The organism is Aurantiacibacter aquimixticola (assembly GCF_003605475.1).
GTDB classification, from domain to species: Bacteria; Pseudomonadota; Alphaproteobacteria; order Sphingomonadales; family Sphingomonadaceae; genus Alteraurantiacibacter; species Alteraurantiacibacter aquimixticola_B.
Genome location: NZ_RAHX01000001.1, coordinates 599,614 through 616,572, shown reverse-complemented (window position 1 = coordinate 616,572; position 16,959 = coordinate 599,614). Strand labels below are relative to the sequence as shown.

Annotated in this window: 17 protein-coding genes; 9 read left to right on the top strand and 8 right to left on the bottom strand. The window is 63.0% G+C overall.

All coding sequences use genetic code 11. The annotated features are described in order from the left end of the window. Nucleotides 1–13: 13 nt before the first annotated feature. Entirely contained in the window at nucleotides 14–976 is a 963-nt protein-coding gene (gene gshB, locus D6201_RS03175) for a glutathione synthase (protein WP_120047434.1), read from the top strand. A 22-nt stretch (nucleotides 977–998) separates the two neighbouring features. Continuing rightward, nucleotides 999–1,610, top strand: a complete 612-nt coding sequence (locus D6201_RS03170; RefSeq protein ID WP_120047432.1) for a DedA family protein — start codon at nucleotides 999–1,001, stop codon at nucleotides 1,608–1,610. Here the strand turns inward: D6201_RS03170 and D6201_RS03165 are convergent. Together D6201_RS03165 and hemW are read right to left on the bottom strand one after the other, a co-directional pair. After that, complete coding sequence (locus D6201_RS03165) at nucleotides 1,607–2,506, bottom strand: tyrosine recombinase XerC (protein ID WP_120047430.1); 900 nt, start codon at nucleotides 2,504–2,506, stop codon at nucleotides 1,607–1,609. The two genes, D6201_RS03170 and D6201_RS03165, sit on opposite strands and share 4 nt — an antisense overlap. Next, entirely contained in the window at nucleotides 2,503–3,654 is a 1,152-nt protein-coding gene (hemW, locus tag D6201_RS03160) for a radical SAM family heme chaperone HemW (RefSeq protein ID WP_120047428.1), read from the bottom strand. The genes D6201_RS03165 and hemW overlap by 4 nt, the downstream gene beginning before the upstream one ends. A 47-nt stretch (nucleotides 3,655–3,701) precedes the next feature. On the opposite strand from hemW, the gene D6201_RS03155 reads away from it, so the two are divergent. After that, nucleotides 3,702–4,259, top strand: a complete 558-nt coding sequence (locus D6201_RS03155) for a CAP domain-containing protein (RefSeq protein WP_165853483.1) — start codon at nucleotides 3,702–3,704, stop codon at nucleotides 4,257–4,259. Between the two features lies 1 nt (nucleotide 4,260). Here the strand turns inward: D6201_RS03155 and rdgB are convergent, their stop codons facing one another. After that, nucleotides 4,261–4,890, bottom strand: a complete 630-nt coding sequence (gene rdgB, locus D6201_RS03150; RefSeq protein ID WP_120047424.1) for an RdgB/HAM1 family non-canonical purine NTP pyrophosphatase — start codon at nucleotides 4,888–4,890, stop codon at nucleotides 4,261–4,263. Further along, nucleotides 4,887–5,600, bottom strand: coding sequence for a ribonuclease PH (gene rph / locus D6201_RS03145; protein ID WP_120049165.1), 714 nt, complete (start codon nucleotides 5,598–5,600; stop codon nucleotides 4,887–4,889). The genes rdgB and rph overlap by 4 nt, the downstream gene beginning before the upstream one ends. 54 nt (nucleotides 5,601–5,654) lie before the next feature. Between rph and hrcA the strand changes: the two genes are divergently transcribed. Both hrcA and grpE read left to right on the top strand, forming a co-directional pair. Next, nucleotides 5,655–6,698: a heat-inducible transcriptional repressor HrcA gene (hrcA, locus tag D6201_RS03140; protein WP_120047422.1), complete on the top strand. Its 1,044-nt coding sequence runs from the start codon at nucleotides 5,655–5,657 to the stop codon at nucleotides 6,696–6,698. A gap of 10 nt (nucleotides 6,699–6,708) precedes the next feature. Next, nucleotides 6,709–7,290, top strand: coding sequence for a nucleotide exchange factor GrpE (grpE, locus tag D6201_RS03135; protein ID WP_120047420.1), 582 nt, complete (start codon nucleotides 6,709–6,711; stop codon nucleotides 7,288–7,290). A gap of 12 nt (nucleotides 7,291–7,302) precedes the next feature. Here grpE and D6201_RS03130 read toward each other — a convergent pair whose 3' ends face one another. The 3 genes from D6201_RS03130 to D6201_RS03120 all read right to left on the bottom strand — a co-directional run bounded on the left by D6201_RS03130 (nucleotide 7,303) and on the right by D6201_RS03120 (nucleotide 8,914). Continuing rightward, on the bottom strand, nucleotides 7,303–7,884 hold the full coding sequence (locus D6201_RS03130; protein WP_120047418.1) for a hypothetical protein: 582 nt from the start codon (nucleotides 7,882–7,884) through the stop codon (nucleotides 7,303–7,305). Further along, the gene (locus tag D6201_RS03125; protein WP_165853562.1) at nucleotides 7,881–8,306 is read right to left on the bottom strand and encodes a vgr related protein; all 426 of its coding nucleotides are present in this window, start codon (nucleotides 8,304–8,306) and stop codon (nucleotides 7,881–7,883) included. The genes D6201_RS03130 and D6201_RS03125 overlap by 4 nt, the downstream gene beginning before the upstream one ends. Before the next feature lie 77 nt (nucleotides 8,307–8,383). Next, nucleotides 8,384–8,914: a copper chaperone PCu(A)C gene (locus D6201_RS03120; protein WP_120047414.1), complete on the bottom strand. Its 531-nt coding sequence runs from the start codon at nucleotides 8,912–8,914 to the stop codon at nucleotides 8,384–8,386. 175 nt (nucleotides 8,915–9,089) lie between these two features. Here D6201_RS03120 and dnaK point away from each other — a divergent pair, with 175 nt between their 5' ends. Together dnaK and dnaJ are read left to right on the top strand one after the other, a co-directional pair. Continuing rightward, nucleotides 9,090–11,027, top strand: a complete 1,938-nt coding sequence (dnaK, locus tag D6201_RS03115; RefSeq protein ID WP_120047412.1) for a molecular chaperone DnaK — start codon at nucleotides 9,090–9,092, stop codon at nucleotides 11,025–11,027. 72 nt (nucleotides 11,028–11,099) lie between these two features. After that, nucleotides 11,100–12,221 (top strand): molecular chaperone DnaJ, encoded by a 1,122-nt coding sequence (gene dnaJ, locus D6201_RS03110; RefSeq protein WP_120047410.1) that lies wholly within the window; start codon nucleotides 11,100–11,102, stop codon nucleotides 12,219–12,221. Here the strand turns inward: dnaJ and D6201_RS03105 are convergent. Then, the gene (locus D6201_RS03105) at nucleotides 12,218–14,545 is read right to left on the bottom strand and encodes a patatin-like protein (RefSeq protein ID WP_120047408.1); all 2,328 of its coding nucleotides are present in this window, start codon (nucleotides 14,543–14,545) and stop codon (nucleotides 12,218–12,220) included. The genes dnaJ and D6201_RS03105 overlap by 4 nt on opposite strands. A 99-nt stretch (nucleotides 14,546–14,644) precedes the next feature. On the opposite strand from D6201_RS03105, the gene D6201_RS03100 reads away from it, so the two are divergent. Next, the gene (locus D6201_RS03100) at nucleotides 14,645–15,544 is read left to right on the top strand and encodes an MBL fold metallo-hydrolase (RefSeq protein WP_120047406.1); all 900 of its coding nucleotides are present in this window, start codon (nucleotides 14,645–14,647) and stop codon (nucleotides 15,542–15,544) included. A 40-nt stretch (nucleotides 15,545–15,584) separates the two neighbouring features. After that, the gene (gene radA / locus D6201_RS03095; RefSeq protein ID WP_120047404.1) at nucleotides 15,585–16,952 is read left to right on the top strand and encodes a DNA repair protein RadA; all 1,368 of its coding nucleotides are present in this window, start codon (nucleotides 15,585–15,587) and stop codon (nucleotides 16,950–16,952) included. The last annotated feature ends 7 nt before the right edge of the window (nucleotides 16,953–16,959 follow it).

Genomic DNA, 16,959 nt, shown 5'->3' with positions numbered 1-16,959 from the left:
GAGAACCTATCGAATGTCCCTTCGCGTCGCCGTCCAGATGGACCCGCTCGAAAGCATCAAAATAGCAGGCGATTCCAGCTTCGCGCTGATGCTCGCCGCACAGGCACGCGGGCATTCGCTGTGGGAATATCAGGTGGAAACGCTGAGCTGGGAAGCTGGCAAAGTATGCGCTTGGGCGCGGCCCGTGACCGTGCAGCGGGAGGAGGGCAACCACTTCACTGCCGGAAAGCGCCGGAAGATCGATCTCGGCGAAGACATCGACGTCATCCTGATGCGGCAGGATCCACCATTTCACCTCGGCTATATCAGCGCCGCGCTGCTGCTCGATCGGCTGAAAGGCAAGACGCTGGTCAGCAATGATCCGCGCGAAGTGATCAACGCGCCGGAGAAGATGTATGTTCTCGATTACGCGCATTTCATGCCGCCGACGCTCATCACCCGAACACTGGCAGACGTGCGCGATTTCCAGCGAGAGCATGGCGCGGTGGTCGTGAAACCGCTGCATGGCAATGGCGGTAAGGCGATCTTCAAGATCGACGCCGATGGCACGAACATGTCCGCGCTGTTCGAGGTGTTCAATCAGACCTGGCCGGAGGCGCACATGGTGCAGCCCTTCCTCCCCAGCGTTTCCGAAGGCGACAAGCGCATCGTCCTGGTCGACGGAGAAGTGGCGGGCGCAATCAATCGCAAGCCGGGGAAGGGGGAGTTCCGCTCGAACCTCGCTCAAGGGGGATCGGCCGAAGCATCAGGCCTGACCAAGCGCGAGCGGGAAATCTGCGAAGCGATGGGACCTGATCTCAAGCGCCGCGGGCTGACCTTTGTCGGCATCGATGTGATCGGCGGCGAATGGCTGACCGAAATTAATGTCACCAGCCCCACCGGCATCGTCGCCATCGACGCGTTCAACGGCACCGACACGGCAGGCATAATCTGGGACGCGCTGGAGCGTCGCCACGCCGAGATGGGGAAAGACTGACCGCGCCGTCCGTTCAGCCGACATGGACGACCTGATCATCGATCTGATCGAGCGCGGCGGCTATCTCGGGATATTCCTGCTCATGGCGCTCGAGAATATCGTGCCACCTGTACCCAGCGAAGTCATCATGGGCGTCGGCGGATTGCTGGTGCAGCGCGGGGCGATGGATTTCTGGCCGCTGCTGCTGATCGGCACGGCGGGCACGACTGCGGGCAATTACGCCTGGTATTGGGTCGGCGACAAATGGGGCTATGAGCGGCTGCGGCCCTTTATCGACCGCTGGGGCCGCTGGCTGACGGTGGATTGGGAGCATATGGCCAAGGCGCAGGTATTCTTCCACAGCTGGGGGCACTGGGTCGTATTCGTCCTGCGCTTCAGCCCCTTTCTCCGCACAATGATCTCACTACCGGCGGGCCTCGCGCACATGCCGCTCTGGAAATTCATTGCCTTCACCTTCGTCGGGTCGCTGGTCTGGAATGCGGCGCTCATTCTCGCCGGGCAATGGCTGGCTCGCTATCTGGAGCAGTCTCAGGGCGTGATTGGCTGGATCATCATCGGCTGTATCGTGCTGGCGATTGCCGCCTATCTGTGGCGAGTCTTCACCTGGGTGCCGCGCGCCGAACGCGACGATTAGTCGGTCTCGCGCGGATGGGCGGAGCGATAGGCTTCCAGCATCTTTGCCGCGTCGACCTTCGTGTAGATCTGCGTGGAGCCGAGGCTGGCATGGCCGAGCAATTCCTGAAGGCTGCGCAAATCGGCACCCGACCCAAGCAGATGCGTGGCAAAGGAATGCCGGAGCGCATGCGGAGTGGCGGTATCCGGCAAACCGAGAGCCTTGCGCGCCCGCGCCATCGCCTTCTGCACCATGCCTTGCCCTAATACACCGCCTTTCGCCCCGCGAAACAGCGCGGCATCGCCCGATAGCGGCCATGGGCAGGCGTCGGCATAACGCGCAACGGCATCGCGGATCACAGGCAACAGCGGAACGACGCGCTGCTTGCCGCCTTTGCCGGTAACGGTGAGCGTTTCGCCGAGCGGCAGATCGCTGGCCTTGAGCGAAAGCGCCTCCGCGATCCGCAGGCCTGCGCCATACATCAGCAACAGCACGGCGGCATCGCGCAGCCCGATCCAGTCATCCCCGCCAGTGTCGGCAACGGCATAGACCACATTGCTCGCTTCATCGGGAGTGATGGGGCGGGGCAGACCTTTCTTCACACGCGGGCCGCGAAGGCGCGGGGGTGCGCCCGGATCTTCGCCTGTCTGCTCGCGCGCAAATCCTATCAGCGCCTTGAGAGCGGAGAGCTCGCGTGCGGCAGACGCATTGCCGAGGCCTTCGGCACGCCGATGGGCCAGATGCCCGCGCAGGTCGCGCGTCGTCAGCGCAGCGATTTCTGGCCAATCGGAAAGGTGCAGTCGGCCCAGCAGTCGTGCCGCCGTGGCAACATAGGCGCGTACCGTATGTGGAGATCGCCGCCGACCGATGGCGAGATGGGCCCGCCATTCGTCGAGCACATCGGCGGGGGAGGTCACGCGCTCACCAATTCGTCGGCGACAAGCCTGCCTAGGATCGCATCGAGTAGCGGCATACCCGTGGCGGTGACGCCGATCCGATCCTCGCGCTGCCAGCACAGGCCAAGGTTCGTCAGAGCCTCCAGTTCGCGCCGGTCGATCAGCGCAGCATCCGGCAGCTCGAACCGCCGTACAAGCTTTGCGACATCGATGCCATCGACGAGCCGCAGGCCCATCAAAAGCGCTTCGGACGCCTGTTCCCGGTGCCCAAGAACGCGCTCTTCCTGCAGGCCATGGCCATTGCGTTCGACCGCCGCCAGCCAGTTCTCGGGCTTTCTGTGCCGCGTGGTTGCCATTCCATTGCGCCGGCCATGCGCGCCAGGCCCTATGCCGATGTAATCCTGGTATCGCCAATAGGCGAGATTGTGCCGACTTTCCTCGCCCGGAAGGGCATGGTTGCTGATCTCGTAAGCGGGGAGACCAGCGGCATCTGTCATTTCTCGCGTCATGTCGAACAGGTCGGCGGCGGCATCGTCATCTAGCGGCGTGAAGTCGCCGCGGCGGACATCGGTGGCAAAGCGCGTACCCGGTTCGATCGTCAGCTGGTAAAGGGAAAGATGTCCGGTGCCGAAATCGAGCGCGCGTCGCAATTCCTCGCGCCACTCCGCTTCGGTCTGGCCGGGCAGGGCATAGATCAGATCGAAACTCACCCGGTCGAATACGCTCTGCGCCGTCTCGAGTGCGTTCAGCCCCTCTTCTGCATCGTGAAGTCGCCCAAGAAACTGCAGCGCATCTTTGTTGAGCGATTGCAGACCTATCGAAGCGCGATTGACGCCTGCCGCGGCAATATCGGCGTAACGCGAGGCCTCGATGGAAGAGGGATTGCCCTCGAGCGTTATTTCGATACCCGGAGAGAAACTCCACGCCTTCTCAGCCTCTTGTAGCAATATGCTGACAAGCTTTGGCGGCATGAGCGAGGGCGTTCCACCACCGAAAAAGATCGAATTGAGCGCTTCACCGCCAGCGATCTCGACCTCATGTCTCAGATCGGCCAGCAGCGCTTTCTGCCAAAGATCGGCATCAACGCTATCGCGCACGTGCGAGTTGAAATCGCAATATGGGCATTTGGCGAGGCAGAAAGGCCAGTGAATGTAGAGAGCGGTCGCCATATGCCGTGTTTCAGCCTTCGTTCACGCCTTTAAGTCAAGGTGCAGGAATGAAATTACGGGTCCTGCTTATCACCGCCGCCGTCTCCATCGCCACGCTTGGCGCTTGTGCCGTCCCGTCTTCGGGTCAGCAATGGCAACCGCCAACGCGCGCTTCCCTGCCGAGCGGCAACGCTTTTGCCGAACGTTTGCTAACCTCGCATAACGAGGCGCGCGCCGACGTCGGCGTGCCGCGGCTTCGCTGGAGCCCGCGCCTCGCAAACCAGGCGCAAAGCTGGGCCGATGAGCTAGCCCGACGCGGGCGGATGCAGCATGCAAGCCGCGAAGGTCGCGGGGGAGCCGGCGAAAATCTCTGGATGGGCACGGCCGGCTATTACAGCGCGGAGACGATGATCGGCGCTTTCGTCGAGGAACGACGCTATTACCGCCACGCACCGTTTCCCAATGTCTCCAGCACCGGCAATTGGCCCGATGTCGGTCACTATACGCAGGTGATATGGCGCGACACCGAGGAGGTTGGCTGCGCAATCGCTCGCAATACGCAGGACGATTTCCTCGTTTGCCGTTACTGGCCTGCCGGGAACATTTACGACCAGATGGCCTATTGACTCAGCTTGCGAACTGATCCGCGACCAGCTTCGCAAAGGCGTCGGCGCGGTGACTGATCGCGTGCTTGTCGGAAGGGTCTAGCTCGGCAAAAGTCTGCTCTCGACCGTCCGGCACGAAGACCGGATCATAACCGAAGCCCATTTCTCCGCGCGGCGGCCAGGCCAGCTTTCCGTTTGCGCGGCCTTCGTAAATCGCGTGCTCACCGTCCGGCCAGGCAAGGGCGAGGACACAGCTGAACCACGCGACGCGCGGCGTGTCCGGCCCCTTCGCTTGCAACAGCCCTTCCACCTTGCCCATCGCCATATACCAATCGCGTCCCGGCTCGCCCTCGAACCATTGCCGCTCTGCCCAGTCGGCGGTGTAGACGCCCGGTCGCTCATCGAGAGCGACGACCGACAGACCGCTATCATCAGCCAGTGCCGGCAGACCGGCAGCCTCCGCCGCAGCGCGCGCCTTGATCAATGCATTGGCAATGAAGGTCTTGCCGGTTTCAGCAGGCTCCGGAAGGCCGAGTGATCCCGCCGAAATGCAGTCGAGCCCATAAGGCTTCAGCAGCGCGGCGATTTCCTTCAATTTGCCCGCGTTGTGCGTTGCGATGACAAGCTTGCCCGAGCCGATCCTTCGCGTCACTGGACGGCAGCCTCCTGCGCCTTGAAGATCTCGGCGCAGCCCATTTGCGATAGGCGCAGAAGGCGAAGCAGGCCCTCCTCGTCATAGGTGGCACCTTCTGCCGTCGCCTGCACTTCGGCAATCTGGCCGCCTTCGATCAATACGAAGTTGGCATCGGCATCGGCATTCGAATCTTCATCGTAATCGAGATCGAGAACAGGTGTGCCCTGATGAATACCGCAGGAAATCGCCGCGATCTTCGCCGTGATCGGGTCCTGCTTCAGATCGCCGCTTTTCATGAGGCTATCGACCGCAAGTCGCAGGGCGACCCAGGCGCCGGAGATCGAGGCGGTGCGGGTGCCGCCATCCGCCTGCAACACATCGCAATCGAGGGTGATCTGCCGTTCCCCGAGCTTTTCCAAATCGCACACGGCACGCAAGCTGCGCCCGATAAGGCGCTGAATTTCCTGCGTTCGCCCGCTCTGCTTGCCGCGCGCAGCCTCGCGCGAGCCGCGGGTGTGCGTGGCGCGGGGCAGCATCGAATATTCGCCAGTGACCCAGCCCGAACCCTTGCCGCGAAGCCACGGCGGGATACGCTCTTCCACACTGGCGGTGCACAGCACGCGTGTGTCACCGAAGCTTATCAGGCAGCTGCCCTCCGCATGCTTTGTGAAGCCGGTTTCGATGGTGATGGCGCGCATTTCGTCGGGCGCACGGCCGGAAGGTCGCATGAAATTCTCCAGATGTTTGCGCATGCGGCCCTAGCGACTAGATAGACCCCTGTCATGCCGTCCCCGCCAATCTCCGAACTGACAGACCGCGCACGCGACATTTTTCGCCTCGTTGTTGAAGATTATCTGGCGAGCGGGCAGCCTGTCGGATCGAAGGCGCTGGCAGCGCAGGGTGGACTAAACCTTTCCTCGGCGTCGATCCGTAGCGTGCTGAGCGAATTGGAACAGCTGGGCCTGCTCGCCGCGCCGCATACGAGCGCAGGGCGCATGCCGACCGAAAGCGGGCTGCGTCTTTTCGTGGACGGCATCATGCAGGTCGCAGAGCCCAGCGCAGCCGAACGCGCCGCCATCGAACGACAATTGGCCGAGCCGGGGCCAGTGGAAACGGCGCTCGAGAATACGAGCGCGCTGCTATCCGACATATCCGGCGCTGCAGGCATGGTGATGGTGCCGCGGCGCGAACCGACGCTCTCGCAGATGCGCATCGTCCCGCTCGACGAGATGCGCGCGCTGGCGGTTCTGGTGGGCGAGGATGGGCAGGTTGAAAACCGCGTGCTGGATCTCGGCACCGCGCCATCGCCCGCTGCGTTGCAGGAGGCGAGCAATTTCATCTCCGCGCACCTCGCCGGAAGGACGCTGGCGGAGGCGGCAAGTGCTATGCAGCGCGAAATTGCGTCGGGCAAAAGCGCGCTCGACACCGCGAGCGCGGCGCTGGTGGAAGCTGGCATCGCGGTTTGGAGCCAGGATGCCGACAAGCGACCGGTGCTGATCGTTCGCGGGCAGGCGAATCTTCTGGACGAGGCGGCGCTCACCGATATCGAGCGGGTCCGCTCGCTTTTGGAGGACCTGGAGAGCAAGCAATCGGTCGCTGAATTGCTCGAGAGTGCACGCGAGGCGAAATCGGCGCGCATATTCATCGGCGCGGAGAATCGCCTCTTCGCGCTCAGCGGATCATCCGTGGTCGCTGCGCCCTATCGCGATCGCGAGGGTAAGGTCGTCGGCGTTCTCGGGGTGATCGGGCCGACGCGGTTGAATTACGCGCGAGTCGTGCCCATCGTGGACTTCACGGCCCGATCGCTGGGCAAACGAATCGGATAGCAAGGCGAATATGACGGATAATGGACAGGACCGCGACGAAGCGGTCGAAAAAGAATTAGAGGGCGTGCCGGAGGAATTTCTCGCCGACGACGAGGGCGAGGAAGCGGCCGAAGAGAATGGTGACGAAGCGATCGCCAGCCTCCGGGCCGATCTCGAAAAGGCGCAGCAGGACGTGCTGTATGCGAAGGCCGATACGCAGAATGTCCGCCGCCGGATGGAAAAGGACATCCAGGACGCGCGCGCCTACGCCGCCACGGGTTTTGCGCGCGATATCCTGAGCGTCGCCGACAATCTCGCCCGCGCCATCGAAGCGGTGCCGGAAGACCTGCGGGAAGACTCCAAGTTCAAGGGCCTCGTCGTCGGCATTCAAGCCACGCAGCGCGAGCTGGAAAAGGCGTTTGCCCAGCACGGTATCAGCCGTATCGAGGCGATGGGCCAGCCGCTCGACCCCAACCGGCACCAGGCGATGATGGAAGTGCCTACCGACGAGGCCGAACCCGGCACGATCGTGCAGGAAATGCAGGCGGGCTACGTCATCAAGGATCGCCTGCTGCGTCCGAGCATGGTCGGCGTGGCAAAGAAGCCCGAATAATCGCGCTGCGCGTCAGTTGAAGATGTAGAGGACGAGGTAACGCACGCTGAGTGCGACCAGCAGCGCGGATTGAACGTGCCGGTTGCGGATAACCATCGCCGCAAGCATCATCCCGACGAATAGCAGCGTCAGGCCGACGCTGGTCGGCGTCAGCAGTCCACCGCGAATTTGCTCGATAGTGAGCAGATAGGCCCATTGCACGAACACGAGCGCGATAAGGATGCCGAAGATCGTACGGCTGGTGCGATAATAGTGCGTGTCGAGATCGCGAAAGTTCTCCGGCGCTTCGGGAAAGACCAGCCGCGCGGCAACATAATAGGCGCTGGCGAATGTCATAACGCCGAGCAGTGTCGCCGGATTGACCGTAAGCAAATCGCGCACGACCCAGGCAAAGCTCCAGAACGACATCAGATCCAGCATGACGAAAATCGCCATGAGCGGCGTGAGCCAACCGACGCGGAAGCTTCCCTCCCGCCCATCCGCGTCGCTAGCAAATTCGTATTCGAGCGTTCGCCCGAGGCCGCTGAGAAGAGCGACCAGCGAAAGGCCGAGGATGAGCGCGTAGAGAACGAAGATGAATTCGAAATCGGTCACGCGGCGCTAGCGCCAGGAAAATCGACCAGCGCATCATAGGCCGCCTTGTCCGCCACGCCGCGCAGCCGAGCACCGTTGCGCAGCAGAAAGGCATGCTCGACGATCCGCGCCTGTTGCTCGATCCCGTATTGCTCGAGTCGCCATCCGGGCTTCAGCGCGTAGTCGTATCGCGCCCAGGGCATGCGATTGAGCACCAGATACCATTCGCCGCGCGTCTGGGTCTGCCAGACATGCGTCATCTCGTGGATGAACAGCGCCTGCCGGTGCAGCGACGCCGAAGCGAAATCTTCGCAATAGGCAGTCCCATTCGGGTGAAAATGAAGATGGCCGCGCGGCGCCATAGTGATATTGCGCGGCTGAAAGAACGCCCATTTCCGGCGACGGATCGTGACCTTGTCGCACACGATCGCATCGCCGAACATGGAGCGGGCGAGGGCAACCTCACCCGGCGTCAGCGGGCGCTCCCCGCCTACGGGGCAGGAGAGCGCCGCTTTCTCGCTCAAGCGTCTTCCGCCTCTTCCTCGGTCGGCGTCGGCTCGAAATCGTCGGGCATCTCGCCTGCCGGGTAAGCGGTGACCGGGAAGCTGCACTTGTCACCGCCGACGAAAGTGAGCGTCACTTCGGTTTCGCCGCCGGGCTCCGTGCCTTCGCCCATGCCCATCGCCATCACGTGGCGGGCACCCGGTTCGAAGCGCGCCGTCTCACCGGGAGCGACGCCCAGCTGAAGGATTTCCTGCATGTCTTCCTCCAGGTTCCAGGTAGTGGTTTCGTGAAGCACGCCGCTTTCCGCGCCCAGCACGTCCACACCGCGAATGGTGATCTGGCTGTCCGATCCGTTGGTGATGTCGAAATAGGCCGCAGCCGGATTGCCGGCGACGGCGGGCAGCGCCATCCAGCCATTGGCGACTTCGATACCCGGCGGGCAGTCGCCCTCGGCCACTGCAACAGCTTCCGGTTCTTCGCCGCATGAGGCCAGCGCGAGCGCTGCGGCGCAGGCGGGCAGGGCGATGGCAAACTTCGTAAAACGCATGATGTTCCCCTCTTGGACAATGCCGATTTTCTAGGCGCTGGGGTCTCTTGTGCCAAGCGAAACCGCTCCTATATCGCGCATCGCTACACAGCTTTTTTCGAGCTGCCTAATGGCCCTGCCGCGGGATCGGGGGGCCGAACGCGCAGCGTCCAATGATTGAAAGAGATGGGGAATTATGAGCAAGATTATCGGTATCGACCTTGGCACCACCAATAGCTGCGTGTCCGTGATGGAAGGCGGCAAACCGAAGGTCATCGAAAATTCCGAAGGCGCCCGCACGACGCCTTCGATCGTGGCCTTCACCAAGGATGGTGAACGCCTGATCGGCCAACCCGCGAAGCGCCAGGCCGTGACCAATCCGGACAACACCCTGTTCGCGATCAAGCGCCTGATCGGCCGCCCATTCAACGATCCGACCACGAAGAAGGATATGGACCTCGTCCCTTACGACATCGTCAAGGGCAAGAATGGCGATGCTTGGGTCGAAGCAGGCGGCGAGGAGTATTCCCCCAGCCAGATTTCCGCATTCATCCTGCAAAAGATGAAAGAAACCGCCGAAAGCTATCTCGGCGAGACCGTGACCAAGGCCGTGATCACCGTTCCGGCCTATTTCAACGACGCCCAGCGCCAGGCCACCAAGGATGCCGGCCAGATCGCAGGCCTCGAAGTCGAGCGTATCATCAACGAGCCGACTGCGGCCGCGCTGGCCTATGGCATGGACAAGAATGACGGCAAGACCATCGCCGTTTACGATCTTGGCGGCGGCACCTTCGATATCTCCATCCTCGAAATCGGGGACGGCGTGTTCGAAGTGAAGTCGACCAATGGCGACACCTTTCTGGGTGGTGAGGATTTCGACAATGTGATTGTCGATTACCTCGCCGAACAGTTCCAGAAGAAGGAAAGCATGGACCTGAAGACCGACAAGCTCGCTCTTCAGCGCCTGAAGGAAGCTGCCGAAAAGGCGAAGATCGAGCTTTCCAGTTCGCAGTCGACCGAAGTCAACCTGCCCTTCATCACGGCCCGCATGGAAGGCGGCGCATCCACGCCATTGCATCTCGTCGAAACTCTCAGCCGCTCCAAGCTGGAGCAGCTGGTCGGCGACCTGATCAAGCGCACGCTGGAGCCGTGCAAGAAGGCGCTCGAAGACGCCGGTGTGTCCAAGAACGAGATCGATGAAGTCATCATGGTCGGCGGCATGACCCGCATGCCCAAGGTGCGCGAAGTGGTTGAAGGTTTCTTCGGCTCGAAGCCGCATACCGGCGTAAACCCGGACGAAGTCGTCGCCATGGGTGCGGCCATTCAGGCTGGCGTGCTTCAGGGTGACGTGAAGGACGTGCTGCTGCTCGACGTGACCCCGCTTTCGCTGGGCATCGAGACGCTGGGCGGCGTGTTCACCCGCATGATCGATCGCAACACGACGATCCCGACCAAGAAAACGCAGGTCTACTCCACCGCCGAGGATAACCAGAATGCGGTGACGATCCGCGTTTTCCAGGGCGAGCGTGAAATGGCCGCGGACAACAAGCTGCTTGGCCAGTTCGATCTGGTCGGCATTCCGCCCGCCCAGCGCGGCGTTCCGCAGATCGAAGTTACCTTCGATATCGACGCGAATGGCATCGTGAACGTGTCTGCCAAGGACAAGGGCACGGGCAAGGAACAGCAGATCCGCATCCAGGCCTCTGGCGGTCTCAACGATTCCGACATCGAGCAGATGGTGCAGGATGCCGAGAAGTTCGCCGAAGAGGACAAGAAGCGCCGCGAGGCCGCTGAGGTCCGCAACAATCTCGACAGCTTGGTCCACGCGACCGAAAAGCAGCTCGAAGAGAATGGCGACAAGGTCGATAGCGGTCTCAAGACGGAGATCGAGACCGCCGTGGCCGAAGCCAAGACCGCTCTCGAGGGCGAAGACATCGAAGCGATGAAGGAAAAGAGCCAGAAGCTCACCGATGTCGCAATGAAGATGGGCCAGCAGATCTACGAGAAGGATCAGGCTTCCGCCCAGGCCGGTGCTGCCGATGCAGCCGCCAGCGACGATGCCCCCAAGCCTGCCGAGGAAGAGGACGTGGTCGAGGCCGAGTTCACCGAAGTGGACGACGAGAACAAGGGATAATTATCCCGATGGACAAAACTGCCGCCACCGACGCTCGCTGCGCCGGTGGCGGCAGCGTTTGGGGGTTCGCGAATGTCTGCTGACATCGATTTCTACGAATTGCTCGGCGTGGAGCGGACGGCAGATGGCAAGACCATCAAGTCCGCCTATCGCCAGATGGCCATGAAATATCACCCGGATCGCAATCCGGGCGACGCCGAGGCCGAGGCGCGCTTCAAGGCGTGTAGTGCCGCCTATGAAGTGTTGAAGGACGATCAGAAACGCGCCGCTTATGACCGTTACGGTCACGCTGCTTTCCAGAATGGCGGCCCCGGCGCGGGCGGCCAGGACTTCAGCGATCTTGGCGATATTTTCGAGACGATCTTCGGCAGCGCCTTCGGCGGTGGCGGTCCGGCGGGAGCACGGGCCAGGCCACGCCGCGGTGCAGATCTGCGCTACGACATGCAGATCAGCCTGGAAGAAGCATTTCACGGCAAGCAGTCGCAGATCGAAGTCGAGGTTTCGACCGCATGCGACACTTGCGATGGTTCAGGCGCGGAACCCGGCACGTCGAGCCGCCGCTGCGAGCTTTGCCACGGTGCGGGCAAGGTGCGCGCAAAGCAGGGCTTCTTTGTGATCGAGCGACCCTGCCCGAACTGCCACGGCGCGGGCGAGGTTCTGGAACAGCCATGCCACGAATGCCGCGGCGAGGGCCGTAGCGACGAATTGCAGACGCTCGATGTCGAGGTGCCTGCCGGCGTCGACAACGGCACGCGCATCCGCCTTTCCGGTCGTGGAGAAGCTGGGCCGCGCGGCGCGCCCGCTGGCGATCTCTACATTTTCGTTCACGTGAAGGATCATCCTGTCTTCCAGCGCGAAGGCACGGCACTGTTCACGCGCGTCCCCGTGAGCTTCACGGCGGCGGCCCTTGGCGAGACCATCGAGATCCCAGGTCTCGACGGCGAAAGCCATGCGATCGAGATTCCGGCGGGCATCCAGTCCGGCAAGCAGCTGCGCAAGCGCGGCGCAGGCATGCCTGTTTTGCAGGGCAGGGGCCGCGGCGATCTGGTCGTGGAAGTGCAGGTGGAAACGCCCACGAAGCTATCGTCGCGCCAGAAGGAAATTCTACGCGAATTTCGCGAGACAGAAACGGGCGACGAGTGTCCCGAAAGCCGCGGCTTCTTCGAAAAGGTGAAGGATGTGTTCGGAGCTTAGGGAGCCGCGCTCGCTCCGAGTTTCGCCATGATTTCTTCACGCAGCTGACCCACAAGACGCGGATTGCAAAGCGCGCGCCTTTCCTCCTCGTCGCAAATGGCGAGGAAAGCGTCGCGTTTGAACCGCTGGCACTCGTTTGCCGCAAAACCGTCGGGGACGGTCGAGCAGACGAGATCGATCATGCGCTCGGCCCCGTGCAGACGGCCCCATAGATAGTCGTTCTCTCGGTAAAAGCGGCTGAAAAACGCGCCGAAATTGAAGAATTCCGTACCGCGCAGCGTCGCTGCGGTCCCGCCCTCGCGTATCGAGAGTGCGTCGTCCGGGCTGATGCGATCGACCTTTACGGGGTCGAATTCCGTCAGCCCCTCATTCTGCAGCAGCGGCAATGTGGCGACATCGTAAAACGGGAAGCCGAGATACGCGAGCAGCACGCGGCGGCGCAGGCCTTTCGGCATGATCTCGAGCGCTTCGGCCAGGATAAGCTCTGCCTGCGTGTCCGTCTCTCGCAGCGCGCGGCGTTCCGCCAGCGCGCCAAGAAAAGCGTCGGGCGCGCCCATCACCTCCGCTGCGATTGCAGCGAACCCGTCGCCTAGCGAAGCGATGTCCTCTTTCTCGAAATACAGGGCGAGCGCGGCGTAGACCTGCTCGCGCGCGGCCTCGAGCCCCTCGTCGGGAATGTCCGGGTCGGCGTCCCATTCCCGCGAAAGTCGCCGCGCCAACAAGCGCAGTCGCCGGACGCGGAAAGCCAAATCGTGATCGCGCAGGAAGGCGATTGCGGGCTCGCTGGCACCCCCTCCCGGCGCGCTCAGTTCGCTGAGCCCTCGTTCTTCCACCGCTCGGCGCAGATGCGCCACGATCACATCGTGCGATGGAAGATCGGCCAAGGGTGCGGCGGCCAGCGCGAGGTCGGCAAGCCGATCGAAGATGCCCGCCACCTTTGCCTGCGCGTAAGAGTGAAAGGCATATCCGGCCCGCTCGGCCGCGGCCTGCTGCGCGCGCGAGCGCCAATTTGCCAGTCGCTTGGGCGTTGGCCGATCAAGAAACAGCGTGCGTCCGAACAGTTTCTCGACCGCGGCTTCGACTTCGGGCCGCAAGGCGCTCACAATACGACGCAGTCGCAACGCCTCGCGCGTCTGGTCCTCCAGCACTTCGAGGTTGTCGCGGATCGGCTGCTCTCTCGGAATGGTCGATAGCGAACCGACGATGGCGGAGAAGAATCCGGCAGGGCGCACTTTCTCTTCGCCATCGATGGCCGGACGCCGCGGTGTCGGGTCGATATAGACGAAGCGCCGGTCCACCTCCCGCTGCGCGGGCCGGACGCCCAGGCCGGCCATCGCGCCTGCGAATGGCGCATTTACCAGCACCGATCCGTCGATCAATTCGACATGCTCGACCGTGCCGCGCTCCAGATGGGTCGGCATGATGCGGTGCAGGAAGGCGTCCCGCTGCGACCACGCATTGTCCGATAGAGCATCGATTTCCGCCACCTTCAGTGGCGGGAACGCGCCGGGAAAACTAGCCGTGGCGCGCGCGGCGAATGTCAGTTCGCGCAGGTCTGCAAGGTCGTGTCCGCCATCGCCTGGCACATGCGCGCGGAAACCGATCGGCATGCGGTGTTCGCTTTCCTCCACGAGCGGGGGGCTGTTGAGGCGCAGCACTTCGCGGTGACCGCGATAATCGGTCGCCGTCACCAGCAGGTCCAGCGGATGGCCGGGTGGCAGCAGCGGCGTGTCGGCCGGGCCGGCATTCATCGCCATCAGCGCGTCGTGAAGCAGCCTGGAGAAGCCGAGGCCGGAGAAAGGCGGCTCGAACCAGCGGCCGCGCACCAGGCTGGAGAGCTTGCGCCGAACCTCGTCGCGCGTTTCGTAGGCGACGCTTTCGTTCACCGCATTGCCGGGCCGGTTCGAGAGATACCAGACGATCGGGCGCATGAAAGGCTTGGCCGCGAGATCGGACCACGGCCGAGCCTCTTCCGCCACCAGCTTCTCGACGTCGGCGTTTTCCAGCCACAATTCGGTCAGCGGCTCCAGACTACGCCCCGAATGGACTGCCTGCGCGAGAAATACGGCATTGATGCCGCCCGCGCTCGCTCCAGTCACGATGTCGGGAAGCATGCGCAGGCGCAGTTGGTGCTTTTCCTCGATCCGGCGGAAGAGAGCGTTATAGACCTGCTCGACGCCGCCCTGCGGCGCGACGCCATCCTCGTGGAAGTCGCGGCTGGCGCGCGCGAGCTTCCAGATCTCCTTGGTGACGCCGTGCATATATACGGCAAGGCTGACGCCGCCGTAGCAGACCAGCGCGATCCTGAGTTCCTTCTGCCGCATCGCCCACCTTACTGGCAGATGCGGGTAAGACGGCCAAGACGCTCGACAGGCGGTATGCCCGGCATTAGCTCTTCGGCCCGACAGTCACTGGAGAATACCATGCACCGCCTGCTTGTCGTCGCCTCTATCGCCGCTCTCTCTACCGCAGCGCCGGCAAACGCGCAGGATATGGCCGATGTCGAGATCCGCGCCGAGCAGGTCGCGCCGGGTGTTGCGGTGCTTTTCGGCAGGGGCGGCAATATCGGGGTGAGCCACGGCGAGGACGGCACGATCCTGATTGACGACCAGTATGCTCCGCTGACGGAACGTATCCAGGCGGCCATCGCCGATCTCGGGGCGAGCCCGGCGCGCTTCGTGGTCAACACGCACTGGCACGGCGATCACACCGGTGGGAACGAGAACCTGGCCGAGGACGGCGCGACGATCGTGGCGCATGACAATGTCCGCATTCGCCTGGCCGAAGGCGGCGAGATCCGCGGCAACGCCATCGCCCCGCGGCCCGATGCGCTTCCCGTCATCACTTACGACACCGGAATGACCTTTCACGTCAACGGCGACACGGTGGACGTGATCTATCTCGGCGGCGGCCACACGGATGGCGACAGCGTGGTGTTCTGGCGAGAGGCGAATGTCCTGCACATGGGAGACCTTTTCTTCCACGAATTTGGCTGGCCGTTCATCGACGTCGACAGCGGCGGGAACGCGCTGCAATTGCTGACGTCGCTCGATCTCGCCATTGCCATGATCGACGAGGAAACCGCGGTGATACCCGGGCACGGCCCGATGGCGACGCGCGCCGATCTTGTCGCTTATCGCACGATGCTATCGATGGGGATCGACCGGGTGAGAGCGCTGCATGACGAAGGCCGCTCGCTGGAGGAAGCCATTGCAGCGAAACCGGTAGAGGGCATCAATCTGCATCCGAACCTCTTCAGTCAGGACGACGATTTCGTTACGGCTGTCTTCGGCAGTCTCGATGGACACGGCCACACGCATTAGGCCGCTTGCGTTCCGCTTCTGTTCCGGTTAGCGAACATCTATGGCCAAGCCTAAGAAGCGTTACGTCTGCACCGAATGCGGCTCAGTTGCCACGCGATGGCAGGGCCAGTGCGGCGATTGCCAGGAATGGAACACGCTGGTCGAGGATGCGCCCGAAACCAAGTTCGCGGCGAAGCACGATCTGTCGAGCGGAGGCCGCGCGATCGCGTTCGAGACGCTGGATGCGCCGACCAAGCCGCTTGAGCGTCGCACCACCGGCCTTGAAGAGTTCGACCGCGCCCTGGGTGGGGGCTTGGTGCCGGGCTGCGCCATCCTGATGGGCGGGGAGCCCGGGATCGGCAAGTCGACACTGCTCCTACAGGCGGCGGCCAGCATTGCGAAATCTGGCGGCGACGTCGTCTATGTCAGCGGGGAGGAGGCGACCGGGCAGGTTCGCATGCGCGCCAAGCGGCTCGGCCTGGCCGATGCACCGCTGAAACTTGCCGCTGCGACTTCCGTCCGGGACATTCTCTCGACTCTGGGCAGGGATGGCGCGCCCGATATGCTCGTGGTCGATTCGATCCAGACCATGCATTCCGACATGATCGAAGGCGCGCCGGGCACGGTGAGCCAGGTCCGCGCCTCGGCCTTCGAACTTATTCGCTACGCGAAAGAAAACGGGACCTGTCTCGTGCTTGTCGGCCACGTCACCAAGGATGGAAATATCGCCGGGCCGCGCGTGCTGGAGCACATGGTCGACACGGTGATGAGCTTCGAAGGGGAACGCAGCCATCAATACCGTATCCTGCGCAGCCTGAAGAACCGTTTTGGCGCGGTGGACGAAATCGGTGTGTTCGCGATGGAGGGGCATGGCCTTGCCGAAGTGTCCAACCCGTCCTCGCTTTTCCTGTCCGGTCGCGACGAACCGATCGCAGGCAGCGCCGTTTTTCCCGCGTTGGAGGGCACGCGGCCGGTGCTCGTGGAAATTCAGGCGCTGATCGTGCGGCTTCAATCGGGCGCCACGCCGCGCCGGGCGGTGGTCGGCTGGGATAGCGGGCGGCTCGCCATGTTGCTCGCCGTTCTCGAATCGCGCTGCGGGCTCAGCTTTTCTACGGCCGAGGTCTATCTGAACGTCGCTGGCGGATACCGCCTTTCGGATCCGGCGGCCGATCTAGCGGTTGCCGCTGCGCTGGTCTCTGCATTGGCGGACAAGCCACTGGCGGCCAATGCCATCTGGCTGGGCGAGGTATCTCTTTCGGGCGAAGTGCGACCCGTCGCGCATACCGGGCTGCGGCTGCGCGAAGCGGCAAAGCTCGGTTTCGCGCGAGCCAGCGGACCGGTCGATGGGGCCGGCGACGTAAAAAGCCTCGACTACACCGATGTCGGCGGCGTGGCGTCACTCGTTGACCGGGTGATGGCCGCCGCTTAAAGCCCGA

What these genes read in the sequence shown, in the direction of transcription:
- D6201_RS03105 (WP_120047408.1), bottom strand. Translation starts at nt 14,545, where the DNA reads ATGCGGCAGAAGGAACTCAGGATCGCGCTGGTCTGCTACGGCGGCGTC.
- hemW (WP_120047428.1), bottom strand. Translation starts at nt 3,654, where the DNA reads ATGGCGACCGCTCTCTACATTCACTGGCCTTTCTGCCTCGCCAAATGC.
- grpE (WP_120047420.1), top strand. Translation starts at nt 6,709, where the DNA reads ATGACGGATAATGGACAGGACCGCGACGAAGCGGTCGAAAAAGAATTA.
- dnaK (WP_120047412.1), top strand. Translation starts at nt 9,090, where the DNA reads ATGAGCAAGATTATCGGTATCGACCTTGGCACCACCAATAGCTGCGTG.
- radA (WP_120047404.1), top strand. Translation starts at nt 15,585, where the DNA reads ATGGCCAAGCCTAAGAAGCGTTACGTCTGCACCGAATGCGGCTCAGTT.
- D6201_RS03100 (WP_120047406.1), top strand. Translation starts at nt 14,645, where the DNA reads ATGCACCGCCTGCTTGTCGTCGCCTCTATCGCCGCTCTCTCTACCGCA.
- D6201_RS03155 (WP_165853483.1), top strand. Translation starts at nt 3,702, where the DNA reads ATGAAATTACGGGTCCTGCTTATCACCGCCGCCGTCTCCATCGCCACG.
- D6201_RS03120 (WP_120047414.1), bottom strand. Translation starts at nt 8,914, where the DNA reads ATGCGTTTTACGAAGTTTGCCATCGCCCTGCCCGCCTGCGCCGCAGCG.
- dnaJ (WP_120047410.1), top strand. Translation starts at nt 11,100, where the DNA reads ATGTCTGCTGACATCGATTTCTACGAATTGCTCGGCGTGGAGCGGACG.
- gshB (WP_120047434.1), top strand. Translation starts at nt 14, where the DNA reads ATGTCCCTTCGCGTCGCCGTCCAGATGGACCCGCTCGAAAGCATCAAA.
- D6201_RS03125 (WP_165853562.1), bottom strand. Translation starts at nt 8,306, where the DNA reads ATGTTCGGCGATGCGATCGTGTGCGACAAGGTCACGATCCGTCGCCGG.
- hrcA (WP_120047422.1), top strand. Translation starts at nt 5,655, where the DNA reads ATGCCGTCCCCGCCAATCTCCGAACTGACAGACCGCGCACGCGACATT.
- D6201_RS03170 (WP_120047432.1), top strand. Translation starts at nt 999, where the DNA reads ATGGACGACCTGATCATCGATCTGATCGAGCGCGGCGGCTATCTCGGG.
- rph (WP_120049165.1), bottom strand. Translation starts at nt 5,600, where the DNA reads ATGCGACCTTCCGGCCGTGCGCCCGACGAAATGCGCGCCATCACCATC.